This window comes from Roseospira navarrensis (assembly GCF_009601025.1).
In the GTDB taxonomy this organism is placed as follows: domain Bacteria; phylum Pseudomonadota; class Alphaproteobacteria; order Rhodospirillales; family Rhodospirillaceae; genus Rhodospira; species Rhodospira navarrensis.
The window spans coordinates 59,392-82,762 of the sequence record NZ_WIVE01000003.1 but is presented as its reverse complement, the minus strand read 5'-3'; the positions used below and the strand labels follow the sequence as shown (position 1 = coordinate 82,762).

General features: G+C 68.6%; 18 protein-coding genes. 6 read left to right on the top strand and 12 right to left on the bottom strand.

What is annotated here, in order from left to right; genetic code table 11:
• Window positions 1–35: 35 nt before the first annotated feature.
• The 3 genes from sufC to GHC57_RS02440 all read right to left on the bottom strand — a co-directional run bounded on the left by sufC (window position 36) and on the right by GHC57_RS02440 (window position 2,903).
• A complete protein-coding gene (gene sufC, locus GHC57_RS02450; protein ID WP_153340799.1) occupies window positions 36–806 on the bottom strand; it encodes a Fe-S cluster assembly ATPase SufC in 771 nt (256 codons plus the stop codon).
• A gap of 73 nt (window positions 807–879) precedes the next feature.
• Window positions 880–2,334: a Fe-S cluster assembly protein SufB gene (sufB, locus tag GHC57_RS02445; RefSeq protein WP_153340797.1), complete on the bottom strand. Its 1,455-nt coding sequence runs from the start codon at window positions 2,332–2,334 to the stop codon at window positions 880–882.
• 71 nt (window positions 2,335–2,405) lie between these two features.
• Entirely contained in the window at window positions 2,406–2,903 is a 498-nt protein-coding gene (locus tag GHC57_RS02440) for an SUF system Fe-S cluster assembly regulator (RefSeq protein WP_153340795.1), read from the bottom strand.
• A 553-nt stretch (window positions 2,904–3,456) separates the two neighbouring features.
• On the opposite strand from GHC57_RS02440, the gene GHC57_RS02435 reads away from it, so the two are divergent.
• From GHC57_RS02435 to glgX, 3 genes are all read left to right on the top strand, one after another.
• On the top strand, window positions 3,457–3,801 hold the full coding sequence (locus GHC57_RS02435; RefSeq protein WP_153340793.1) for a DUF2934 domain-containing protein: 345 nt from the start codon (window positions 3,457–3,459) through the stop codon (window positions 3,799–3,801).
• Between the two features lie 459 nt (window positions 3,802–4,260).
• Window positions 4,261–6,495, top strand: coding sequence for a 1,4-alpha-glucan branching protein GlgB (gene glgB / locus GHC57_RS02430; RefSeq protein WP_153340791.1), 2,235 nt, complete (start codon window positions 4,261–4,263; stop codon window positions 6,493–6,495).
• A 4-nt stretch (window positions 6,496–6,499) separates the two neighbouring features.
• A complete protein-coding gene (gene glgX, locus GHC57_RS02425) occupies window positions 6,500–8,425 on the top strand; it encodes a glycogen debranching protein GlgX (protein WP_153340789.1) in 1,926 nt (641 codons plus the stop codon).
• A 94-nt stretch (window positions 8,426–8,519) separates the two neighbouring features.
• On the opposite strand, the gene GHC57_RS02420 is transcribed toward glgX, so the two are convergent.
• A complete protein-coding gene (locus GHC57_RS02420) occupies window positions 8,520–9,143 on the bottom strand; it encodes a LysE family translocator (protein ID WP_153340786.1) in 624 nt (207 codons plus the stop codon).
• Window positions 9,144–9,340: 197 nt separating this feature from the next.
• Here GHC57_RS02420 and GHC57_RS02415 point away from each other — a divergent pair, with 197 nt between their 5' ends.
• The 3 genes from GHC57_RS02415 to GHC57_RS02405 all read left to right on the top strand — a co-directional run bounded on the left by GHC57_RS02415 (window position 9,341) and on the right by GHC57_RS02405 (window position 14,452).
• Complete coding sequence (locus GHC57_RS02415) at window positions 9,341–9,829, top strand: Lrp/AsnC family transcriptional regulator (RefSeq protein WP_153340783.1); 489 nt, start codon at window positions 9,341–9,343, stop codon at window positions 9,827–9,829.
• A gap of 110 nt (window positions 9,830–9,939) precedes the next feature.
• Window positions 9,940–12,213, top strand: coding sequence for a DNA topoisomerase IV subunit A (parC, locus tag GHC57_RS02410; protein WP_153340781.1), 2,274 nt, complete (start codon window positions 9,940–9,942; stop codon window positions 12,211–12,213).
• Between the two features lie 250 nt (window positions 12,214–12,463).
• The gene (locus GHC57_RS02405; RefSeq protein WP_153340779.1) at window positions 12,464–14,452 is read left to right on the top strand and encodes a methyl-accepting chemotaxis protein; all 1,989 of its coding nucleotides are present in this window, start codon (window positions 12,464–12,466) and stop codon (window positions 14,450–14,452) included.
• Between the two features lie 60 nt (window positions 14,453–14,512).
• On the opposite strand, the gene xrtD is transcribed toward GHC57_RS02405, so the two are convergent.
• The 8 genes from xrtD to gltX form a co-directional block, all read right to left on the bottom strand.
• Window positions 14,513–16,105 (bottom strand): VPLPA-CTERM-specific exosortase XrtD, encoded by a 1,593-nt coding sequence (gene xrtD, locus GHC57_RS02400; RefSeq protein ID WP_153340777.1) that lies wholly within the window; start codon window positions 16,103–16,105, stop codon window positions 14,513–14,515.
• Between the two features lie 169 nt (window positions 16,106–16,274).
• Entirely contained in the window at window positions 16,275–17,708 is a 1,434-nt protein-coding gene (locus GHC57_RS02395; RefSeq protein ID WP_153340775.1) for a porin family protein, read from the bottom strand.
• A gap of 103 nt (window positions 17,709–17,811) precedes the next feature.
• Window positions 17,812–18,426 carry an XrtA/PEP-CTERM system exopolysaccharide export protein gene (locus tag GHC57_RS02390; RefSeq protein ID WP_153340773.1) on the bottom strand — a complete coding sequence of 205 codons (615 nt, stop codon included), beginning with the start codon at window positions 18,424–18,426 and terminating at the stop codon, window positions 17,812–17,814.
• A 227-nt stretch (window positions 18,427–18,653) separates the two neighbouring features.
• Window positions 18,654–20,048: a cysteine--tRNA ligase gene (cysS, locus tag GHC57_RS02385; protein WP_153340771.1), complete on the bottom strand. Its 1,395-nt coding sequence runs from the start codon at window positions 20,046–20,048 to the stop codon at window positions 18,654–18,656.
• 148 nt (window positions 20,049–20,196) lie between these two features.
• A complete protein-coding gene (locus tag GHC57_RS02380; RefSeq protein ID WP_153340769.1) occupies window positions 20,197–20,436 on the bottom strand; it encodes a hypothetical protein in 240 nt (79 codons plus the stop codon).
• A 397-nt stretch (window positions 20,437–20,833) separates the two neighbouring features.
• Window positions 20,834–21,199, bottom strand: coding sequence for a cupin domain-containing protein (locus GHC57_RS02375; RefSeq protein ID WP_153340767.1), 366 nt, complete (start codon window positions 21,197–21,199; stop codon window positions 20,834–20,836).
• Window positions 21,196–21,849, bottom strand: coding sequence for a uracil phosphoribosyltransferase (gene upp, locus GHC57_RS02370; protein WP_153340765.1), 654 nt, complete (start codon window positions 21,847–21,849; stop codon window positions 21,196–21,198). The genes GHC57_RS02375 and upp overlap by 4 nt, the downstream gene beginning before the upstream one ends.
• Window positions 21,850–21,865: 16 nt before the next feature.
• Window positions 21,866–23,290: a glutamate--tRNA ligase gene (gene gltX, locus GHC57_RS02365; protein WP_153340763.1), complete on the bottom strand. Its 1,425-nt coding sequence runs from the start codon at window positions 23,288–23,290 to the stop codon at window positions 21,866–21,868.
• Between the last annotated feature and the right edge of the window lie 81 nt (window positions 23,291–23,371).

The following is a 23,371-nucleotide window of genomic DNA, read 5'->3' as shown; positions in this document are numbered from 1 at the left end:
GCTCGGGCTGTCCTCTTTCGCAGTGTGTCGCCCGCTCAGGCGGCCGCGCCGGTGAACTCGGCGTAGCCCTTCGCTTCCAGTTCCAGCGCCAGCGACTTGTCGCCGCTCTTCACGATGCGGCCGTCGGCGAGGACGTGGACCACGTCCGGCACGATGTAGTCGAGAAGCCGCTGGTAGTGCGTGATGACCAGCATGCCCCGCTCCGGCGTCCGCAGCGCGTTCACGCCGTCGGCGACCACGCGCAGGGCGTCGATATCCAGGCCCGAATCGGTCTCGTCCAGCACGCACAGGCGCGGTTCCAGCATGGCCATCTGGAGCACCTCGGCGCGCTTCTTCTCGCCGCCCGAGAAGCCCACGTTGACCGGCCGCTTCAGCATGCTGTCGGCCACACCCAGCTTCTTCGCGTTGGCCTTCATCATCTTGAGGAAGTCCACGGCCTCGATCTCGGGTTCGCCGTTGGCCTTGCGCCGTGCGTTGATGGCGGTCTTCAGGAACGTGCCGGTGGCCACGCCCGGGATCTCCACCGGGTACTGGAAGGCCAGGAAGATGCCGGCGCGGGCGCGCTCGTCGGCTTCCATCTCCAGCAGGTCCTGCCCATCGTAGGTGACGGTGCCGCCGGTCACGGTGTAGCCGGGGCGGCCGGAAATCACGTTCGACAGCGTGCTTTTGCCGGCGCCGTTCGGCCCCATGACGGCGTGAATCTCGCCCGGGTTGATGGTCAGGCTGATCCCCTTGAGGATCGGCTTGGGATTGCCGTCGTCATCCTCGACGGTGGCGTGCAGGTCCTTGATTTCAAGCAGGGCCATGGTCGGATCCGTTCTTGTCATGCGGGTGCGGGTCGAATGCCGTTCGGCGCGAGGGAAGGCGCGGGGCGACGGATCAGCCCACGCTGCCCTCCAGACTGATGCCGACGAGCTTCTGGGCCTCGACCGCGAATTCCATGGGCAGCGTCTGCAAGACCTCCTTGCAGAAGCCGTTGACGATGAGCGCGACCGCGTCTTCTTCCGGGATGCCCCGCTGGAGGCAGTAGAAAAGCTGGTCGTCGCTGATGCGGCTGGTGGTCGCCTCGTGCTCCACCTGGGCGGTGGGGTTGCGGCTCTCGATATAGGGTACGGTGTGCGCGCCGCACTGATCGCCGATCAGCAGGCTGTCGCACTGGGTGTGGTTCCGCGCCCCCTCGGCCTTCGGCAGCATGCGCACCAAGCCCCGATAGGTCTGGTCGGCGCGGCCGGCCGAGATGCCCTTGGAGATGATCCGCGAGCGCGTGTTCTTGCCGATGTGGATCATCTTGGTGCCGGTGTCGGCCTGCTGGGCGTTGTTGGTGATGGCGACGGAATAGAACTCGCCCACCGAGTTGTCGCCCTGCAGGATGCACGACGGGTACTTCCAGGTCACGGCCGAGCCGGTCTCCACCTGCGTCCAGGAGATCTTGGAGTTCTTGCCCCGGCAGGCGCCGCGCTTGGTGACGAAGTTGTAGATGCCGCCCTTGCCCTCCGAATCGCCCGGGTACCAGTTCTGCACCGTCGAGTACTTGATCTCGGCGTCGTCCATCGTGATCAACTCGACGACGGCGGCATGCAACTGGTTATCGTCGCGCTGGGGAGCGGTGCAGCCCTCCAGATAGCTGACGTAGCTGCCCTCGTCGGCGATGATGAGCGTACGCTCGAACTGGCCCGTGTTCTGCTCGTTGATGCGGAAGTACGTGGACAGCTCCATGGGGCAGCGCAGCCCCTTGGGCACGTAGACGAACGAGCCGTCGGTGAACACGGCGCAGTTCAGCGTGGCGAAGAAGTTGTCGGAGTAGGGCACGACCGAACCCAGATACTTCTGCACCAGCTCGGGGAAGCGGTGGACCGCCTCCGAGATCGGGCAGAAGATGACGCCCATCTCCTCCAGCTTCTTCTTGTAGGTCGTGGCGACCGACACGCTGTCGAACACCGCGTCCACGGCCACACCGGCGAGCATCTCCTGTTCCTTCAGGGGGATGCCCAGCTTCTCGTAGGTGCGCAGCAACTCGGGATCGACCTCGTCCAGGCTCTTGGGGGCGTCGTCCTTGCTTTTGGGCGCGGCGTAATAGTAGGCGTCCTGGTAGTCGATGGGCGGATAGCCCACCTTCTGCCAGTCCGGCTCCTTCATGGTCAGCCAGTGCCGATAGGCCTTCAGGCGCCAATCCAGCATCCACGCGGGCTCGTCCTTCTTGGCCGAGATGAAGCGGATGGTGTCCTCGTTCAGGCCTTTCGGCGCCTTGTCCGATTCGATGTCGGTCACGAAGCCGTACTTGTACGTGCCCGAGGCTTCCGCGATCCGGTCGATCGTGTCCTGTGTGGCCGCCATCGTTCTTTCACTCCGCTGTCTCGGTCCACTGGTCCGGGCGCGGTCCGGGGAGCGCGCCCAGGGGAGCCGTCTTACACGTTGGGTTCCATCGGCGCCGGGGCCGTCTGCGCGCCCGTGCCGGCGCCGGACCGTCGGGGGACCACCGGGGTCATCCAAGCGGGCGGCATGGCATCCTTGGCCATGTCGGCCAGGGTGATGCCGTCCAGGGCCGTGCGCACCGCCACGTTGACCCGGTTCCAGTGCCCCGCCATGGGGCAATAGGCCTCGCGCTCGCAGCAGTCCTCGGCGCTGTCCACGCAGGCGGTCATGGCGATCGGGCCTTCCAGGGCTTCGATCATGTCCGAGACCGCGATCCGCTCCGCCGGGCGGGCCAGGCCGTAACCGCCGCTCGCCCCGCGCGTGGAGCGCACCAGGCCACCCCTCACCAGCGCCTTCATGACCTTGGCCACGGTCGGGGCGGGGACGCCGGTCTCGGCCGCGATGTCGTGGGCCGCGCGGACCCGGCTGGTGCGCGCCATGTCCACCAGCAGCACCACGGCGTAATCGGTCAGTTTGTTGATCCGGAACATGAACCTGCCTTACCTGCCGAGAAAGCCGATCTGACCAAACCCGACGCCGCGGCCGTCCGGCCATCAATCGGGACCAAATCAGTCCCGATTTAATAATCAACGCTTCCGGTGATTTCAAGGGATCAATGGCGGGGGCGATGCGGTTTCGTCGCGGTTCGCCCCCGGGCCGCCGGCGGTCGCGCGGCGCGCGCCACTGTGACCGAAACGCCATACCGGGCCGGCCCCGAAACCGAGGCGCGAGCGCTCCGCATTCTGGCGTTGCATTGACCACGCCGTGACGGGATAAGACTCCCCGTATCGATGAAGTGCATGCCACGGGGCGGCGGACTGCACTCTTTGGTCCGGAACGCCGCACGTCGGCCTGTCCAGGCCGGTGCCGCCCTGGCATCGTGTCCCGGTGCCTCATCTTGATCGTGTTGGATCGCGGGTGCCCGCGAGGCGCCCTTGGCGGATGGGGCCATCTCCGTCGCCAATTGAACCCAGTCCCGGTGCGTCCAACGTCCCCCCGTCGGACGCATCCCTTCGTCCCCCCGAAGAGCCACGAGGCAAGTCCATGCAGCATGATGTCGAGGAACGGATCCGGCACCGCGCGTATCTGATCTGGCTGGAAGAAGGCAAGCCGCACGGCCGCGACGCCGAACATTGGGCGCGCGCGCAGGCCGAGGTGACGGCGGACACCGGCGCGCCGGCCCCGGCGGCCATGGATCCGGTCGAGGTCGCCGAGGAAAAGCCGAAGCGCCGCACCACCCGCAAGAAGGTGGAGACATCGGCCGACGGCGAGGCCGCGCCCGCCAAGGCGCCCCGCAAGCGGACCACCAAGGCCGCCGCGGCGGCGGAGGGGGGCGACGCCCCCAAGCCCAAACGCACGACCCGGCGCAAAAAGACCGAAGACGTCTGACGGCGCGCCGGTGCGTCGGGGCCGCCGGCTGGGCGACCTCCGGTTCCCCGATGGTGCGCGCGCCGCGTCCCTTGACGGATGTCCTGGAACGCCCCACCCTCAAACGGATGGGGGGCGCCCCGTTGTCGTGGCTCCGTGGCTGTGGGTTGGGGCGCCGCGCCCGCCGCAGACTGCCGGGCCCGATGTCCGCCGGGACGGCGGGCCGGGATCGCGTCCGCGCCTCATGCGTTGGCCGGTCAGGTGATGGCGCCTGGACGGTCGCGCCCCGCCCTGCCAGCCCCGCACTTTTTGCAAAGGCCTGACGGACAGGCCACCATGTCAGTCTCGCGTCGTCCCGCGCGGTTTTGTCTCCCCGTCCCCGGGGGCCATCCCGAGGTCTGACGTCGTTCGCTGGCCCGACCTGATCCGGGGCCGCACGCCGCCCCCATCCGGCTCGAACAACCAGGAGACCGTGTTCCCATGCTGACCAGTCCCATTGCCGAGCCCGTCCGTGCCATCGTCGAGGCGCGTCACGGGGACCCGTTCGCGTTCCTCGGCCAACACGCGGGGTGCGCCGACGGCGCCGAGGCCAAGGGGCGGTGCGTGCGCGCGCTGTTGCCCTGGGCGACGGCCGTCTCCGTCATCGATCCTAACAGCGGCTCGGTGCTTGCGGACGCGTCGCGCATCCACGAAGCCGGTCTGTTCGTCGCGGACTTTCCCAAGGCCACCGAGCCGTTCCCGTACAAGCTGCGCGTCACCGGCGCGGACCAGACCGTCGACCTGTGGGACCCGTACAGCTTCCCGCCGGTGCTGGGCGAACTGGACACCTACTTCATCGGCGAAGGCACCCACCTGAAGCTGTACGAGAAGATGGGCGCGCACATGGCGACCCACGACGGCGTGCGCGGCGTCGCCTTCACGGTCTGGGCCCCGAACGCGCGCCGGGTGAGCGTGGTGGGCGACTTCAACGGCTGGGACGGCCGCCAGCACACCATGCGCAAGCATCCCAACTGCGGCGTGTGGGAAATCTTCCTGCCGGAGGTGCCGGAGGGCACGCGCTACAAGTACGAGATCCTGGGTGCGGACGGCAATCTGATGCCGCTGAAGGCGGACCCCTATGCCTTCTATGCCGAGGTGCCGCCGGCCACGGCGTCGGTGGTCTGGGACCTGGGTGACTACGCCTGGACCGACCAGGACTGGATGGACCGCCGCGCCCAGGCCGTGGACCGTCAGGCGCCGATCTCGGTCTACGAGGTCCACATCGGCTCGTGGAAGCACGTCATCGACGCCGAGACCGGCCAATCCCGCCCCATGACCTACCGCGAACTGGCCGAGGTTCTGCCGGCCTACGTCAAGCGCATGGGCTTCACCCACATCGAGCTGCTGCCGGTCAACGAACACCCGTTCGACGGCTCGTGGGGCTATCAGCCCATCGGCCTGTTCGCGCCCACCAGCCGGTTCGGCACGCCGGACGACTTCCGCCATTTCGTGGACCGCTGCCACGCGCAGGGCATCGGTATCATCGTGGACTGGGTCGCCGGCCACTTCCCGGAGGACGCGCACGGTCTGGTCTGGTTCGACGGCACGCACCTGTACGAGCACGCCGACCCGCGCCAGGGCCGCCACCAGGACTGGGGCACGCTGATCTACAACTACGGCCGCACCGAGGTGCGCAACTTCCTGCTGGCCAACGCCCTGTTCTGGCTGGACAAGTTCCACATCGACGGGCTGCGCGTCGATGCCGTGGCGTCCATGCTCTACCTGGACTACAGCCGCGAGGCCGACGACTGGATCCCCAACAAGTTCGGCGGGCGCGAGAACCTGGAGGCCATCGACTTCCTGCGCCGCATGAACGAACTGGTCTACGGCCACTTCCCCGGCGCCATCACCATGGCGGAGGAAAGCACGGCCTGGCCGATGGTCTCGCGGCCCACGTATCTGGGCGGGCTGGGATTCGGCTACAAGTGGAACATGGGCTGGATGAACGACACCCTGCGCTACATCGGCGAGGACCCGATTCATCGTCAGTACCATCACAACGAACTGACGTTCAGCCTGATCTATGCCTTCAACGAGAACTTCGTGCTGCCGCTGTCCCATGACGAGGTGGTGCACGGCAAGCGCTCCGTCCTGGGCCGGATGCCGGGCGACTGCTGGCAGCAGTTCGCCAACATGCGGGCCTATCTGACCTACATGTGGACCCACCCCGGCAAGAAGCTGATGTTCATGGGCACCGAGTTCGCCCAGGGGCGGGAGTGGAACTATCAGACAAGCCTGGACTGGCACCTGCTCGACATCGACTATCACCGGCAGATGCAGGACCTGGTTGCCGCCCTCAACGCCCTGTATCAGGACGCGCCGGCGCTGCACCGTCACGACTGCGAGAGCGATGGCTTCTACTGGATCGACTGCACCGACTACCAGAACAGCGTCGTGGCCTATGTCCGGCGGGAGAGTGCGGAGCCGGATGCGGACTTCGTGCTGGTGGTCTGCAACCTGACGCCCATGGTGCGCGAGGACTACCGCATCGGCGCGCCCCAGCCCGGCTGGTACGAGGAGATTCTGAACTCCGACGATGCCCGCTTCGGCGGCTCCGGCGTGACCAACGATCGCGCGGTGGCCCTGCCGCAGGAAGCGCACGGGTTCCCCCAGAGCCTGCTGCTGACTCTGCCGCCGCTGGCGACCGTGATCCTGAAGCCGACCGGGGAGGGCTGAGCGGATGGCCGCCCGGCGCCGCCGCACGGTCGGGTCGGTCACGCCGTGGCGGCCCGGCGCCCTGGGGGCGACGGTGGACCGCGCGGGCATCGCCTTCGCGGTCCCCGCCCCGGACGCCACCGCCGTCGAGGTGTGCCTGTTCGACGCGCCGGACGGGGCCGAGGTGGCCCGCATTCCCCTGCCGGCGCGGGATCCGCGCGGCATCTGGCACGGCCACGTGGCCGGGCTGAAGGACGGGCAACTGTATGGGGTGCGCGTCCACGGCCCCTATGAGCCGGCGCGGGGTCACCGCCACAACCCCCACAAGCTGCTGGTCGATCCCTGGGCGCGGGAGGTGGTCGGGGCCGTCGCCCTGGACGACGCCACCTTCGGCTTCCGGCGCGGCGCGCCGGGGGCCGACATGACCTTTGATGAGCGGGACAGCGCGCCGTTCGTCCCCAAGGCCGTGGCCCGGAAGCCGGCGAAGGCGCCCCCGCCCGGGCCGGGCACGCCCTGGACCGAGACCATCCTGTACGAGGCCCACGTCAAGGGCCTGACCATGCTGCATCCGGATATCCCGCCCGACGACCGGGGCAAGGTGCGCGGCGTGGCGCATCCCGCCATCATCGACCACCTGAAAGACCTGGGTGTGACGGCGCTGGAGCTGCTGCCGGTGTTCGCGTTCTCGGACGAGCGCCACCTGCCGCCGCTCGGGCTGACGAACTACTGGGGCTACAACCCGTATGCCTTCCTGGCCCTGGACCCGCGCTACGGCACGCCCGACGACTTCCGCGCCATGGTCGCCGCCCTGCATGACGCCGGGATCGAGGTGATCCTGGACGTGGTCTACAACCACACCGCCGAGAGCGACGAGGAAGGCCAGACGCTCAGCCTGCGCGGGCTGGGCAACCGCACCTTCTATCGCACCCGGGACGGCGGCCGGCGCTACGTCAACGACAGCGGCTGCGGCAACACGCTGCGGCTGGAGGACCCGCTCTGCCTGCGGCTGGTCATGGACAGCCTGCGCCACTGGGTCACCGAGATGGGGGTGGACGGCTTCCGCTTCGATCTGGCGCCCACGCCGGCGCGGCACCACGGCCCGTTCGATCCCACCGGGCCGTTCCTGGCGGCCATCGCCCAGGACCCGGTCCTGTCGGGCGTCAAGCTGATCGCCGAACCCTGGGACATCGGTGATGACGGCCACCAGACCGGCGCCTTCCCCGCGCCCTGGGTCGAGTGGAACGATCATTTCCGCGATGCCGTGCGGTCGTTTTTCGCCGGCACCGGCTCCGCCGGCGATCTGGCGGGAGTGCTGGCGGGGTCCAGCGCGGCGTTCGCGGCCTCGGGCCGCCCACCCCAGGCCAGCGTCAATTTCGTGACCGCCCACGACGGCTTCACGCTGCGCGACCTGGTGAGCTACGACAGAAAGCACAACGAGGCCAACGCCGAGGGCAACCGCGACGGCACGGGACACAATCTGTCGTGGAACGAGGGTGTCGAGGGTGACAGCGACGACCCGGCCATCGTGGCGGGCCGCGACGCCCGCCGCACCGGCATGATGACCGCGCTCATGGCTGCGCTGGGTGTGCCGATGATCCTGGCCGGCGACGAACTGGGCCACACCCAGCGCGGCAACAACAACGCCTATTGCCAGGACGGGCCGCTGTCCTGGATCGACTGGGGCAAGGCTGACCGGGCGTTCCTCGCCGTGGTCAGGGACCTGATCGCGTGGCGCAAGGCCACGCCCGCCGTGCGCCGGACCGCCTTCTTCACCGGCGCAGAGGACCCCGAGACGGGACGGCGGGACGTCACCTGGCTGGACGGCGCCGGTCGGCCGCGCCTCAGCGGCGAGGACTGGGACCGGGACCGTGATGTGCTCGGAGTCGCGCTGGGCGAGGCCCCCGCCGACGCCCCGCCGCTGCTGTTCCGCGCGCCCCGTCGCGACCAGTAGGGCGGGTTCGCGCCGACGGCGCAATCCGCCGCAGGCGGCGGGGATGATCGGGGCGCGTCCGCTTCATCGCCGATCAGATCGGCACCAGCGATCCTCACGCCGCGCGGCGGCTCAGCGCCAGCCAGAGGCCACCGCCGATCAGGAAGGAGCCCGAGACGCGCTCCAGGATCCGCACGTTGTGGCGCGACAGCAGCGCCCCGGTGGTGCCCGCCGCCAACGCGTAGGCGCCGTCCAGGACCAGCGCCACGGCCATGAAGGTGAGCCCCAGCAGCACCACCTGCAGGGCGGCGTTGCCCGACGGATCGACGAACTGCGGGATCAGCGCGCCGAAGAACAGCAGCGCCTTGGGATTCGACCAGATCACCAGGAACCCCTGCCAGGCATAGTGCCCATGCGAGCGGCGCGCGCCCGCCGCAGCCTGACCGAGGCGGCCGTCGGAGCGCCACATCTTCACCCCCAGCCAGATCAGATAGGCCGCGCCCAGCAGGCGCAGGACATCGAACACCGCCCCGGCCTGCGTCACGATGGTGTCCAGCCCCAGAGCCAGCACGCCGACCATCAGCAACAGGCCGACCTGGGTGCCGGCGACGTTCATCAGGCCGGCGGACGGTCCGGCGCGCAGGCTGTTGGCGATGATGACCGTGACCGTTGGGCCGGGCACGATCACCAGCAGCGTGCAGGCGGCTAGGTAGGCGAACCAAGTGGTGAGGTCGAACATGAGGAACTCTCCGGCTGTGGAGGGAACATGGCGGGGTCGCGTCAGTTCCTACTTGCCCGGCGGGCGGCGGGGTGTCACCTATTTCGCACATGCGAGAGTCTCTTTCGTGACACGGCGGATTTCCGTTGCGCGCGTCCGCCGTCGCTTGTAATTTCATTGCGCAATTTTCGTGTGTCCTGAGTGGGTTCTGCCAGCGCATGCAACGTGTCAAACTGGACCATGTCGATCGGTCCATTCTCGCCGATCTCCAGGCCGATGGCCGCATGACCAACGTCGAGTTGGCCAAGCGGGCCGGCATCTCCGCGCCCCCCTGCCTGCGCCGTGTGCGCGCGCTGGAGGATGCCGGCTTCATCAAGGGCTATCACGCGGAGGTCGATGCGCTGGCGCTCGGCTATCACGTGACGGTGTTCGCCCAGGTGGGCCTGAACAGCCAGGCGGAGGTGGACCTCAAGGCCTTCGAGGCCCTGGTCAACGACTGGCCGGAGGTGCGCGAGTGCCACATGCTGGCCGGTGAAACGGATTTCCTGCTCAAGATCGTGGCCCACGACTGGGACCATTATCAGCAGTTCCTGACGACCAAGCTGACGGCCGCGCCCAACGTGGCGCACGTCAAGTCGGCGCTGGCCATCCGCTCGGCCAAGATGGAACCGGGTGTGCCGGTGGAGCGCGACCCGGTCGAGGTGTGATTCCGGCGCGGCCGGCCCGGGACTTGACCGGACGCCCAGATCGGCGACCCCTTGCGCCGCCGCCCCCAAACCCTTGATTCCCGAACCCCGTCCGGCGCATTGTCGCGGCCATGACCACCGGCACCAAGACCCCGCCTCCGCCGCCGCCCTCCGGCGGTGAGGAAATCCGCGAGACCGCGCTGGCCGACGCCCTCGGCGAGCGCTACTTGGCCTATGCCCTGTCCACCATCGTGGCGCGTTCGCTGCCCGATGTGCGCGACGGCCTGAAGCCCGTCCACCGTCGTCTGCTCTTTGCCATGCGGCAGTTGAAGCTGGATCCGACCGGCGGCTTCAAGAAGTGCGCCCGCGTGGTCGGCGACGTCATCGGTAAGTACCACCCGCACGGCGACACGGCGGTCTATGACGCCATGGTGCGCCTGGCGCAGGACTTTGCCGTGCGCTGGCCGCTGGTCGAGGGGCAGGGCAACTTCGGCAACATCGACGGCGATAACGCGGCCGCCATGCGCTACACGGAAGCGCGCCTGACCGCCGTCGCCCAGGCCATGATGGAGGGCCTGGACGAGAACACCGTGGATTTCGGCCCCACCTACGACGGCGAGGAGGACGAGCCCCGGGTGATGCCCGCGGCCTTCCCGAATCTGCTGGCCAACGGGGCCCAGGGCATCGCGGTGGGCATGGCCACCAGCATCCCGCCGCACAATGTGGGCGAGATCTGCGATGCGCTGGCCCTGCTCATCGACTCCCGCGAAACGCCGATCCCCGATCTTGTGGCCCGGATGCCCGGCCCGGACTTTCCCACCGGCGGCGTGCTGGTGGAGACCCCGGCGGCCATCCGCGAGGCCTATGAGACGGGGCGGGGGGCGTTCCGCCTGCGGGCGCGCTGGACGGTCGAGAAGCTGGGCCACGGCCTGTTCCAGATCGTCGTGACCGAGATCCCCTATCAGGTCCAGAAGGCCAAGCTGATCGAGCGCATCGCCGCCCTGCTGACCGACCGCAAGCTTCCCCTGCTGGGCGACGTGCGCGACGAATCGGCCGAGGACGTGCGCATCGTGCTGGAGCCGCGCGCCCGCACCGTGGACCCCGACACCCTGATGGAACAGCTCTTCCGGCAGACGGAGCTGGAAACCCGCGCCAGCCTGAACATGAACGTGCTGGACGCCGAGGGCGTGCCCCGGGTCATGGATCTGCGCGAGGTGCTGCTGGCGTTCCTGGATCACCGCCATGACGTGCTTGTCCGGCGCACCCGCCACCGGCTGGACAAGATCGCGCATCGGCTGGAGGTGCTGGGCGGCTATCTGATCGCCTACCTCAACCTGGACGAGGTGATCCGCATCATCCGCGAGGAGGATCACCCCAAGCCGGTGCTGATCGACACCTTCGACCTGACCGACGTGCAGGCCGAGGCCATCCTGAACATGCGGCTGCGGTCCCTGCGCAAGCTGGAGGAGATGGAGATCCGCAAGGAGCACGACGCGCTCTCGGCGGAGCAGGCGGACCTGCAGGATCTGTTGGGCGATTCCGGCCGCCGCTGGGCGCGCATCGGCGAGCAGGTGGCTAAGATCCGCGAGGACTTCGGGCCCCACACCGACCTGGGCCGGCGTCGCACCGAGCTGGGATCGGCGCCCAACGTCGTGGACGTGCCCATCGAGGCCATGGTGGAGCGTGAGCCGATCACCGTGATCCTGTCCCGCATGGGCTGGATCCGGGCTCTGAAGGGCCACCCCGAGGACATCGGCGATCCGCGCTTCAAGGACGGCGACAGCCTGCACACCGTGGTGCGCGCCCAGACCACGGACAAGCTGCTGCTGTTCGCCTCCAACGGGCGGTACTACACCATCGCCGGCGACCGGGTGCCGCGCGGGCGCGGCTTCGGCGAGCCGGTGCGGCTGATCGTGGATGTGCCCAACGATGCCGCCCTGGTGGACCTGCATGTCCACCGGCCGGGGGCGAAGCGCCTGCTGGCGGCCTCCGACGGGCGCGGCTTCGTGGTGGAGGAGGGCGAGTGCGTCGGCCAGACCAAGGCCGGCAAACAGGTGCTCACCCCGGGCAAGGGGGCGGTGGCCCTGGCCAGCCGTCCGCTCGATCCGGGCGGTGTGGAGGGCGACCACGTCGCCTGTGTGGGGGCCAACCGCAAGCTGCTGGTGTTCCCGCTGGATCAGGTGGCGACCCTGACCAAGGGGCGCGGCGTGACCCTGATGCGGCTGAAGGACGCGGCGCTGTCCGATCTGATCGTGATCCGGCTCGCCGACGGCCTGAACTGGCCCAGCGGCGGGCGCACCCGCACCGAGAAAGACCTCACCCCCTGGCTGGGCAACCGCGCCACGGCGGGCCGGCTGCCGCCGCGTGGGTTCCCGCGCGACAACACGTTTACAGGCGGGGCGTGATCGGGCCCCAGGGGACGCGCGTAAACAAAACGAACGCCCGGCAAGGGTATCCGGTGGATGAACCGGATGCCTGTCTACCTTCGACATGTTTTCCGGGTGACGCTCCGTTGACGGCGATGGATATATCTTTCTCCAGGGTCGTTTCGGGGCCATGAAATTCCCTGTTTCCATTGTGTTTTTTTGCTAGACTGCGGGGCGGCGCGCTGTCCTGCACGCCAGATCACTTGCGCCGCAGGCGGAGGAAGAACCGATGCGTGTCAATGAACCCGTGACGCAAAAGGAAATCGATTATCCTGCCGATCGATGCCTGGTCTCCCGCACCGATCTGAAGGGAAAAATCCGGTTTCTGAACGATGATTTCATCACGGTGTCCGGATTCACCCGTGACGAACTCATGGGCAAGCCGCACAACATGATCCGGCATCCGGACATGCCGCCGGCGGCCTTCAAGGACATGTGGGCGACCATCAAACAGGGTCTGCCGTGGGAAGGTTTGGTGAAGAACCGGGCCAAGAACGGTGATCACTACTGGGTTCGGGCGAACGTCACGCCCGAAATGGAAGACGGCAAGGCCATCGGCTACATTTCGGTCCGCACCAAGCCCAGCCGCGCCGACATCGACGGCACGGCCGCGCTCTATCGGGCGATGAACGCCGGGACGGCGGGGCACACCACGATCCGCGAAGGTCAGGTCATTGACGACTCGCTGCGCGGCCGCGTCGTCCGTCTGACTCGCAGCGTGCAGAACCGGGCCATTGCCGGCTTCGCCGTGGTCGTGGCCCTGATGATCGGCCAGCTTGTGGCGGTGCTGTTGGCCGGCGCGGGGGGCGCCCTGCCGCTGGTGTCGGTGCTGCTGCTCGCCGCCACGATCGCCGTGGCGGTGGTCGCAGTCACGGGGGTGTCCATCGGGATGCGCCGGCCCCTGTCGGATATCGAAGCGGATCTGGACCGCTTCGCGGTGCAGGACTTCGACACCGTGGTGCGGCCGTCGTCGATCAAGGAATTCACGCGCATCACCTTTCTGTTGAATGCGGTGCGGGCGCACCTGGCGTTTGCCCGGCAAGAGCAGGAGGAGTTGCAGCTTCTGGCCCGGCGCCAGCGCGAGGACGCGCTGCGGGGGATGGCGGAAAGCGTGGAATCCGAGTCACGGGCGGCCGTGGACAACGTGGCCCGGCATACCGACTCCATGCGGGGCGATGCCGAGGCCATGGCGGCCGGGGCGCAGACCGTGTCCGAGAACGCGGCCAACGTCGCGGCGGCGTCCAACCAAGCCCTTGCCAGCGCCCAGACGGTGGCCGCCGCCGGCGAGGAACTGAACGCCTCGATCGCGGAGATCACCTCACAGGTGACGCGCGCGGCCGATGTCACCCGGACCGCGGTGGACCAGGGCGGCCAGACCAGCACCATCCTGGAGTCCATGACCAGCGAGGTGGCCCAGATCGGCGAGATCGCCGACCTGATCCAGGAGATCGCGTCCAAGACCAACCTGCTGGCCCTGAACGCCAGCATCGAGGCCGCCCGGGCCGGCGATGCCGGCAAGGGGTTCGCGGTGGTGGCGGAAGAGGTCAAGGGCCTCGCCAATCAGACGGCGGCCTCGACCCAGCGGATCACGCAGCAGATCCAGTCGGTCAGCAGCGTGACGGGACAGGCCGTCGAGGCCGTGCGTCAGATGGTCGAGAAGGTGGGCGAGATCGATACGGTCGCCGCCTCGATCGCCGACGCCATGCACAGCCAGGCGGAGGCCACCGGCGAGATCAGCCGCAGCGTCATCGAGACATCGGATGCCGCTCAGGAGGTGGCCCGGCAGATCGAGATGGTGTCGGGCGAAGCGCGCTCAACGGAGGAAAAGTCCCGTCACCTGATGGCGGCGTCCGCGGATGTGGCGGACGCGGTGGCCAGCCTGAAGAAGGCCGTGGTGCAGGCCGTCCGGACATCCACCGAGGAAACCAATCGGCGCATGCACGAACGCTTCGAGGTTTCCGCCCGGGTGACGGTGCGCGAAACCGGCAATGCCTATGATACCGAGTTGCTGGACATCTCCGCCGGCGGTGCCCGCCTCAGGGCCATCGACTCCATCCGGGTGGGCGCACGGCTGTCGATCATGGCGCAGTCGGCGAACGCGGCGTGGGAGGGTCGTGTCGTGGACATTTCGCCGGCCGGTGTTCATGTGCAGTTCGACCGGGAGTACGATATCGACTTGGCCCAACTGCGTCGGCAGTCGCTTCGGGCCGTCTCCTGATCGCCTCGGACCGGCCCTGTCCGACAGGGGATTCTGTCAGACGGGCCGGCCGTCGGGCGTTCAGTTCGGGACGTAATCATCCAGGTGCGGCAGCATCTCGCCCATGAACACGCTGAGGCGCTGCTCCGCGTCTTCAAGGGACTCGTTGGCCGCGACGGGGGTGACGAGGCGGATCAGGGCGCCGTCCGTCCGGCCCAGGGTCAGCGCATCCCACACATTGGCCAGCTTGATGCTGTATTCGTGGGTCATGCGCCGGTGCCGCAGCTCGAACCAGTAATACACGAGCTGACGGCTGGTCCCCTGGGCAATGACGCTCCGGTTGACCTCCAGACTGTCGTCCAAGCCCGTGGGCTGCACCGTCGTCGTGGTGAAGTTGGTGACCTCCCAGCCACCGGCGGGGATGCAGACCGCCGGGGAATGGATCGCCGCCCGCCGGTCCTGGGCATCGTACCAGGCGATGTACAGGTTGACGTCGCGCGGCGCCGCGGGGCTCGCGTAATCGGCCACGAGATAATCGTCCACCTGCAGGATATCGATCTGTGACGGCAGGATACTCTGCTCGACCCCCGTCCACTGGTCGATCTGCAGCGGGAAGGTCGCCAGGGGCTTGCGCGGCGGCACGGAGCGGGCGCCTTCCGGAAGGGCCACCAAGGCGACCACACCGGCCAGGAGGACCGCCGACGCCACCCCCAGCGGCCATGTGGCGCGCGACGTCGGCGCGGCCGGACGGCCCCGGGCGGGCATGATCATGTCCAGGTCGATGCGGTTGGTCAGCAGTTCGCGGCTGCCCGAAACCAGGATCAGCCCTTGCTGCACCAGGAACAGCAGCACCAGGCCGATCACGAAGATGACCCAGCCCTCGAAGGCGTGCATGAACCCTTCGGCCGCCGAGACGCCGTTGCTGTTGACCAGGATGCCTGTAAAGGCGATGCGGGCGCTGTTGATGACGATGGTGATCGGCACCGTGAACAGAAACAGCACCACCTTGTGCCACGTCGGTCCCTTGTAGAGATAGCCGATAAGAAAGGCGAAGCTGGCGAGCGGGAACAGGTAGCGCAGGCCGTTGCAGGCCTCGGCGACCTGAAGCTGATAGGGTCCCAGATCGATGATATTGCCGCTCAGATAGACGGAATAGTTCATCGCCTTCAGGATCTCGGTCCCCAGCACCGACGAGATGTACTGCATGGTCGTCGAGACCTTGATGTACAGTGTGTTCGGCAGGGGCAGGGCGAAGAACAGGTAGAACAACGGGAAGAACAGGTGCCGCAGACCGTGCCAGCCGTACAGCACCATCGCCAGCCCCATCAGCGCCAGGATGAACCCGTAGTAGCTGAAGACGGGCATGCCGCCCACCTTGGCCAGGACCCCGGAGAGGACGGCGAGAATGATGACCGCGGCGCCGGCCCACACCCCACCGGACGGCTTGGGGGTCATGGTCCGCAGGGCGTGCCAGACCATGAGGACGGTCAGCGGCGGCACGATGTAGCCGTAGCTGAATTCCTCGCGCTCCCACTGGACCGCCGCGTGCGCCAACCCATTCCAGAAGAACAGCGCGATCAGGCCGGTGCACACCAGGGCGACCCCCAGCATGGGCACATCGCGGCTGTGCGACATCCCGGCCTGGCCGCCGGTGACGGTCTGTTGAACGGACATTCAAGCCCTCCGGTTCCTGTCTGGCGCTCCAGGCGCCCCTTGCTGACGGTCGGTCTGCCACTCGGCAACCGGCCCCGACCGACTCTCGCCCCCTGATATGGGGATGGTTGCGGCATCCTGCCCACGGCTCACCCACGCGCTCAAGGGCAACGCGCGTTCCAGCAAGGCGTCAGAACGTGATGTTCCCGCCGATGAGCAGGGAGTTCTCGGTATACTCGTCCGCGGCGCTGTCACTCATCTTCTCGACGCGCGAAACGGTGCCGAACACGGTCACGTCATTGGTCAGGCTGTAGTTGAGCCGGCCACTCATGGATAGCGTGACCGAGGACGGCTCCTGATCGCCTTCCGTGTGGCTGATCTGCATGGACAGGGTCGAGGACAATTCCGGCGTCAGCGCCCGGGCCCAACTGGCGTTGGCCGCGATGGTGGTGGATTCGCCCGTGCGCCCGTCATCTTCAAGCGGTTCCTCGTCCAGATAGGTGGCGCCCAGGCTGAACGTGTTGCGGCCGTAGAGCCCCGTGAGGCCCAGGCGGCCCTGGTAGGTCAGGGACGGCCCCTGGTCGATGTCGGTGCCCACCTGGGTGATGTCGGGCAGGATGCTGCTGCCGGTGCCGCGCTCTTCGCCCAGCGCCCGCGTGAAGCGCAGCAGGGGGGTGTCCAGGTTGCGGCTCAACTCGCCCTCGACCCGCAGGCGCGGCGTGAGGGCGTACTCCAGACTGGCCCCGATCACCGGATCGTCGTAGCGGTTGCCGTAGGTCAGCAGCAGCGACCCCCGCACGCCGGTCAACTGGACGCCCACGTCCCAGAACGGGCCGCTCAGGTCGGTGGAGCCGTTCAGGTCAACGTAAGAGTAGCCGCCCCGGACAAGCGTGGTGACCCAGCGGTTGACCGCGTAGCGGGCCGTCACGCCGGCGGATCGTTCCTCGAACCACGAGCCGTCCTCGTCCCGGCGGTCCTCGTCGGTGGTGCGGCGCTCCAGATCGACTCCGAATCCGATGCGGCGGAACTCGCGTCGGGTGTCGATGGACAGGGTCTGTTCGGTGTCGGTCTCGCGGGTCGTGCTGCCCGGCGAGGGGTCGTCCGTGATGAAGGTCTCGCGGTGGGTGGCCCGGAACACCGCCTCGGTGTCGTCGCTGAACACGTAGCGAAACAGCGGGCTGACCTCGAAGACGTTGACGGTGGCGGTCTCGTCATCCGTGTTGGCCCGCCCCGTGGAGGTATCGGCGGTGGCGTCGATCAGGGCCCGGGTGCTGGACGCGGCCGCATCCAGAAAGATGTAGTGGTCGATGATCTCCAGCGAGCCGTTGGCCCGCACGTTCTGGTCCAGGGTCGGATCGGTGCCGTTGGTCAGCTCGACACCGACATCCGAGACCAGCGAGGCATTCAGGCGCGGCCCGGTCAGCGTGTAGACGCTGCTCCAGTCGGCGCGGTTGATGATGGCCGCCTCGGCCTGATCGTCCGGCGCGCGGTCCACGTTGTCGGTGAAGATCACCGACGTGCCGGCGGTCGAGTCCAGACGCAGGTCCGCCGCCGACGCCGGGCCGAGCGCCAGGGCCATCGCGCCCCCAAGACTCACTCCGACTGCGGTCAGCGTTCTCTTCATGACGTGGACGGTCTCTGGCAAGGGCCGCAAAGGGGAACGCGATGCGAACGCCCAGGCGGCGGCGCGGGGGCGCCGCCTGATCCCGGACGGGCCGGCAGGCGCCTCAGAGGAGCGCCTCCGGCACCATGATGATGTCGCCCGGCAGGACGGCAACGTTGGCGTCGATATCGCTGTCCTTCAGCAGATCGTCGAGCCGCACGCGGTAGGTCTTGCGGGCCTCGCCCTCGCCGCGGATCAGGATGGCGGCGTTGCCGTCGGCGAACTCGGTCAGGCCGCCCACGTCCAGCATCACATCCAGCACGGTCAGGTCGCGGCGATAGGGCAGGTCGGTGGGGGCGTTGACCGCGCCGACGATGCGGACCTGACGGTCCACCGGGCCGCTGAACCCGTTCACGATCACCGTGACCAGGGGTTCCTGGATGTAGGGGGTCAGCGCGTCCGCGAGATCGTCGGACAGTTCGGACGGCGTCTTGCCGGCGGCCAGCATGTCCTGGATCAGCGGTGTGGACAGGCGCCCGTCCGGCCGCACGATCACCTGACGGGACAGTTCGGTATCGCCCCAGACGAAAATCTCAAGCTGGTCGAGGGGACCGATGATGTAGATGTCGTCCCCGCCGGCGGGCTCGGCCGGCGCATCGGGGTAGGTCGTGCACGCCACCATGGCCAGGCCCATGACGGCAACAACACAGTTCCGCCAGAGGGTTCGAGCGATAGACATCCGTTTGTCCTCTTCAGGCATAGACGCAGAACACCGCAAGCAAGACGCAGGGCCGGACCCCGGAGACGGTCGGCCCCTCTCGCCGGGTCCCGCACGAGCACCGGAGCCGGGACGCAAAGCCCCTGACTTCGAAACCCTTATACACGATCACCGCCGGCTCGCCACCCTCCCGCGCCACGGTTTCGTCACGAGTGTGGCCCGGGGGACAGGGGCGTTGCGCGCCGGCCTCACCCCCGCTTCCAGGTGGTGCCCTGCGGGCCGTCCTCCAGGATGATGCCCTGCGCGGCCAGGTCGTCGCGGATGGCGTCGGCCCGGGCGAAGTCCCTGGCCTTGCGGGCGGCCTTGCGCTCGGCGATCAGCGAGTCGATGGCGTCGGCGGTCGGCCCGTTGGTGCCTTCGGCGGGACCCTGGAACCACGCCTCCGGGTCCGTCGCCAGCAGGCCCAGCAGCGCGCCGCCGCCCAGCAGTTCGCCCTTCAACCGCGCCCGTTCGGCCGCATCGGTGGCCTTGTTGAGCGCCCCCGCCGTCTCGTGCAGCAGGGCGATGGCGCGGGGCGTGTTCAGGTCGTCGCACAGCGTGGCCAGCATGGCGTCCGAGGGCGCTGGGGCACCCTTCAGGGCCACATCGGCCGCGCCGCGCAAGGCGGTGTAGAGCCGATCCAGCGCCGTCCTGGCCTGCTTCAGCCCGGCTTCGGTCCAGTCCAGCGGCTGGTGATAGTGCGTGGACAGCATGCACAGGCGGACGGCCTCGCCAGGCGCGCGGTCCAGCAGGTCGTGCACCGTGATGAAGTTGCCCAGCGACTTGGCCATCTTCTGGCCTTCGACCATCAGGAAGCCGTTGTGCATCCAGTAGCGCGCGAAGGTGCCCGTGCCGTGGCAGCAGGTGCTTTGCGCGATCTCGTTTTCATGATGCGGGAAGATCAGGTCCAGGCCGCCGCCGTGAATGTCGAAGCTGGGGCCGAGGTGCTCCGCGCTCATGGCTGAGCACTCGATGTGCCAGCCGGGCCGGCCGCGTCCCCAGGGACTGTCCCAGCCGGGCAGATCGTCGGTGGAGGGCTTCCAGAGCACGAAGTCGGCCGGGTCGCGCTTGAAGGGCGCGACCTCGACCCTGGCGCCGGAGATCATCTCGTCGCGGCTGCGGCCGGACAGGCGGCCGTAGTCGCTCATCGAGCCCACGGCGAACAGCACGTGGCCCTCGGCCTCGTAGGCATGGCCGGCGGCGATCAGCCGTTCGATCATGGCGATCATCTGGCCGATATGCTGGGTCGCGCGCGGCTCGACCGTGGGGGGCAGGGCGCCCAGGGCCGCCATGTCGGCGTGGAACTGCCGGGTGGTCTCGGCCGTGATCTCGCCGATGGTGCGCCCGCTGTCCTTCGCGCGGGCGTTGATCTTGTCGTCCACGTCCGTGATGTTGCGGGCGTAGGTGACGCGCGGGTACAGCCGCTGCAGCAGACGGAACAGCACGTCGAACACCAGCACCGGCCGCGCGTTGCCGATATGGGCGCGGTCGTAGACCGTCGGTCCGCAGACGTACATCCGCACGTGCGCCGGGTCGATGGGCACGAAGGGCGTCTTGGCGCGGGTCAGGGTGTCCTGGATGTGCAGGGTCGGCGTGGCGGACATGATGGCGGGCTCGTCAGGCGCGAGGAGGGGAGCGGAATGCTCCGGTCATACCCGCCCACGCGCCCGGTCGCAACAGGGGGGCACGGCGGCGGTGGCAAAGGCCGTCGTGTTAGGAACCCGGGCGCCGCACACGCGTGCCCGGCGCGCCCTAGGAGGTGGGGCGGGACAGGTCCGCCAGCATGAACAGCGCCAGGGCAAGGCCGAGGCCCAGAAGGCTCAGGGCGACCACGATGCCAAGACCCGAAATATAGGGGCTGTCCAGATAAATGGCGTAGCCGCAGAAGGGCATGGCGACGGCATTGGCGAAGCCGATGACCCGGGCGAGGACAGCGGTCTGCGTCCTGGCGCGGAACGCTGCGGGACGGTTTGATGGGTCCGCGTGTTTCACTGTGCGTCCAGACCTCGTTGCTGCCACCTTGGCCAAGGGTTTGCTGCCGATCGCAGGATCGTGCTGTGGACTCGGTCGCCGCAATCATGACAGTGCCAAGCAACCCCCCCGACTGGAACACTGCCATGCGGCGTCCGGGAGTCAACCCATAGGGTGTAGTGTCCAGGGCTCCGAATCCAGATAACAGGGGTGTCATGGGTCGTGCCTCATCACGAGATCCTTCGCGCCCTTAGGGCGCTCAGGATGACACTCTCTATTAAAAGTGTTTCATCCTGAGGGATTGAAGCGACCGAAGGACCTCGTAAGGCGGGTTCGACCCCATCCGTGTCGCAGAACGGTCATCCGGGTTCGGAGCCCTGGTGGCGTGCCGGACCCGGCTGTGCCAGCATCGCCGACGTCATGCCGGGCCGGTCCTGGACGGGGGAAGATGCACCGCCAGCCACAGGCAGGGCGGATCGGCCGAGGTGTGGACCACCCGATGCGGCGTGCCGGCCGGGATCAGGCGGTGGTCGCCCGCGCGCAGGGTCACGGTCTCGCCCGCGATCCACAGGTCCGCGTCGCCCTGCACAAGGCAGACCCACTCGTCGTGCGGCTGGTCGTAGAGCACCGGGTCGGGCCGGTCGCTGCTGACGATGCGCTCGATGTGAACGCCGCCCCGGCGCAGCAGGGTCTCGAACGCCTCGCCGTCGGCCGGGGGAGCGGCGCCCGCGAACAGGTTGCCGGGGGGCGCGGAGTCGCCGTCCCTCTTGTCCGCCGCGCTCATTTCGTGCCGAACAGGCGGTCGCCCGCGTCGCCCAGGCCCGGCACGATATAGGCGTGGTCGTTCAGGCCGTCGTCCAGGGCGGCGGTGTAGATCGGCACGGTGGGATGCGACTCCTGCACGACGCGCACGCCCTCCGGCGCCGCCACCAGCACCATCACCCGGATCCGGGAATCGGGCACGCCGTGGGCGTTCAGCACATCCAGGGCATGGGCGGTGGAATATCCGGTCGCGAGCATGGGATCGGTCACCAGGAACAGCCGACCGTCCACCGGCGGCAGCTTGACGAGGTACTCGACCGGGCGGTGGGTCTCCGGGTCACGGTAAAGGCCGATGTGCCCGATCCGCGCCGACGGCATCAGGTCCAGCAGCCCGTCGGCCATGCCGGTGCCGGCCCGCAGGATGGGCACCACCGCGACCTTCTTGCCCGCGATCACCGGCGCGGCCGGCATGGTGGTGACCGGCGTTTCGACGGCGATGTGGTCCAGCGGCAGATCGCGGGTGATCTCGTAGCCCATCAGGAGCGCGATCTCCCGCAGCAGATCGCGGAACGTGCGGGTGGACGTCTCGCGAAGCCGCATCAGGGTCAGTTTGTGCTGGATCAGGGGGTGATCCAGGATCGACAGGCTGGGAAAGGCGGGGTCGGTGTTCATGCTCTGCCTCCCGGATCTAGGCGAGGGACGATGGGTCCGCCGCCGCGCGCCGCAAGCGGTCGGCCGCGCGCGCCCGGCCCATCAGGGGCAGCAGGGCGGCCATCTCCGGTCCTTTCGCCTGCCCGGTCAGGGCGAGGCGCAGCGGCATGAACAGCCCCTTGCCCTTGCGGCCCGTGGCGGCCTTGAGGGCTCCGGTCCAGGCGGCCCAGGTCTGGCCGTCCCAGGGCGCATCGGGCGTCTCCTCGGGCAGGGCCTCCAGCGCCGTGCGCAGAAACCCTGCGTCCTCCGGCGCGCCCAGCCGGGGCACGATGTCCCCGAACGCCACCGCGTGCCACTCGGCGGCATCGGCGAAGCGCTCCAGGTTGCCGCGCACGGCGTCCCAGAAGGCGGCCCCGCCGTCGGCCTTCAGCGCCGTCAGGCGCGGCCGGGCGGTCTCATAGGGCATGCCGTGCAGCACCCGCGCGTTCAGGCGCGACAGGTCGGCGGGGTCGAACTTTGGCGCGGCCCGGCCGAAGTGGGACAGGTCGAAGCCCGCAACCAGGGCGTCCAGGGACTCCACGGCCTGGATGTCGTCCGATGTGCCCAGGCGCGCGAGCAGGGCGGAGACGGCCAGCGGCTCCAGACCCTCGTCGCGCAGGTCGCCGACCGACAGGCTGCCCAGCCGCTTGGACAGCCCGCCGCCGCCCGCGTCCGTCATCAGCGACAGGTGGGCGAAGGTGGGCGGCGTGCCGCCCAGCACCCGGCAAAGCTGGATCTGCACCGCCGTGTTGACCACGTGGTCCTCGCCCCGGATGACATGCGAAATGCCCATGTCGATGTCGTCCACGACCGAGGGCAGGGTGTAGAGCAGGGTGCCGTCTTCGCGCACCAGCACGGGGTCGGACAGGTGGGCGGCGTCGTAGTGGCAGGGACCGCGCACCAGGTCATCCCAGCGGATGTCGGCATGGTCCAGCTTCAGGCGCCAGTGCGGGCGGCGGCCCTCGGCCTCCAGGCTCGCTCGCTCGTCGTCGGAGAGCGCCAGCCCGGCGCGGTCGTAGATCGGTGGCAGCCCCCGCGCCCGCTGGCGGCGACGCTTGTATTCCAGCTCGTCCGGGGTCTCGTAACAGGCGTACAGCCGTCCGTCGGCCTTCAGGCTTGCGACCACCTCGGCATGGCGGGCCGCGCGGGCGGACTGGAACGCCTCCTCGTCCCAGGCGAGACCCAGCCAGCGCAGGTCCGCGCGGATGGCCTCGACGTACTCGGGGCGGGAGCGCTCGGCGTCGGTGTCGTCGAATCGCAGCAGGAAAGAGCCGCCGTAGGCGCGGGCGAACAGCCAGTTGACCAGGGCGGTGCGCACGTTGCCGACATGCAGGCGGCCGGTGGGGCTGGGGGCGAAGCGGACACGGACGGGGCGGACAGGGGCGGGGCGGACACTGGCGGGGCGGACACTGGCGGGCGGCATGGGGGTCCTCTGGGCGGCGGGTCGCGACGGTCCGCTTTGTCGCATGCCCGGCGGCGCGAGGCCAGAGGCAGGCGGGTGGAG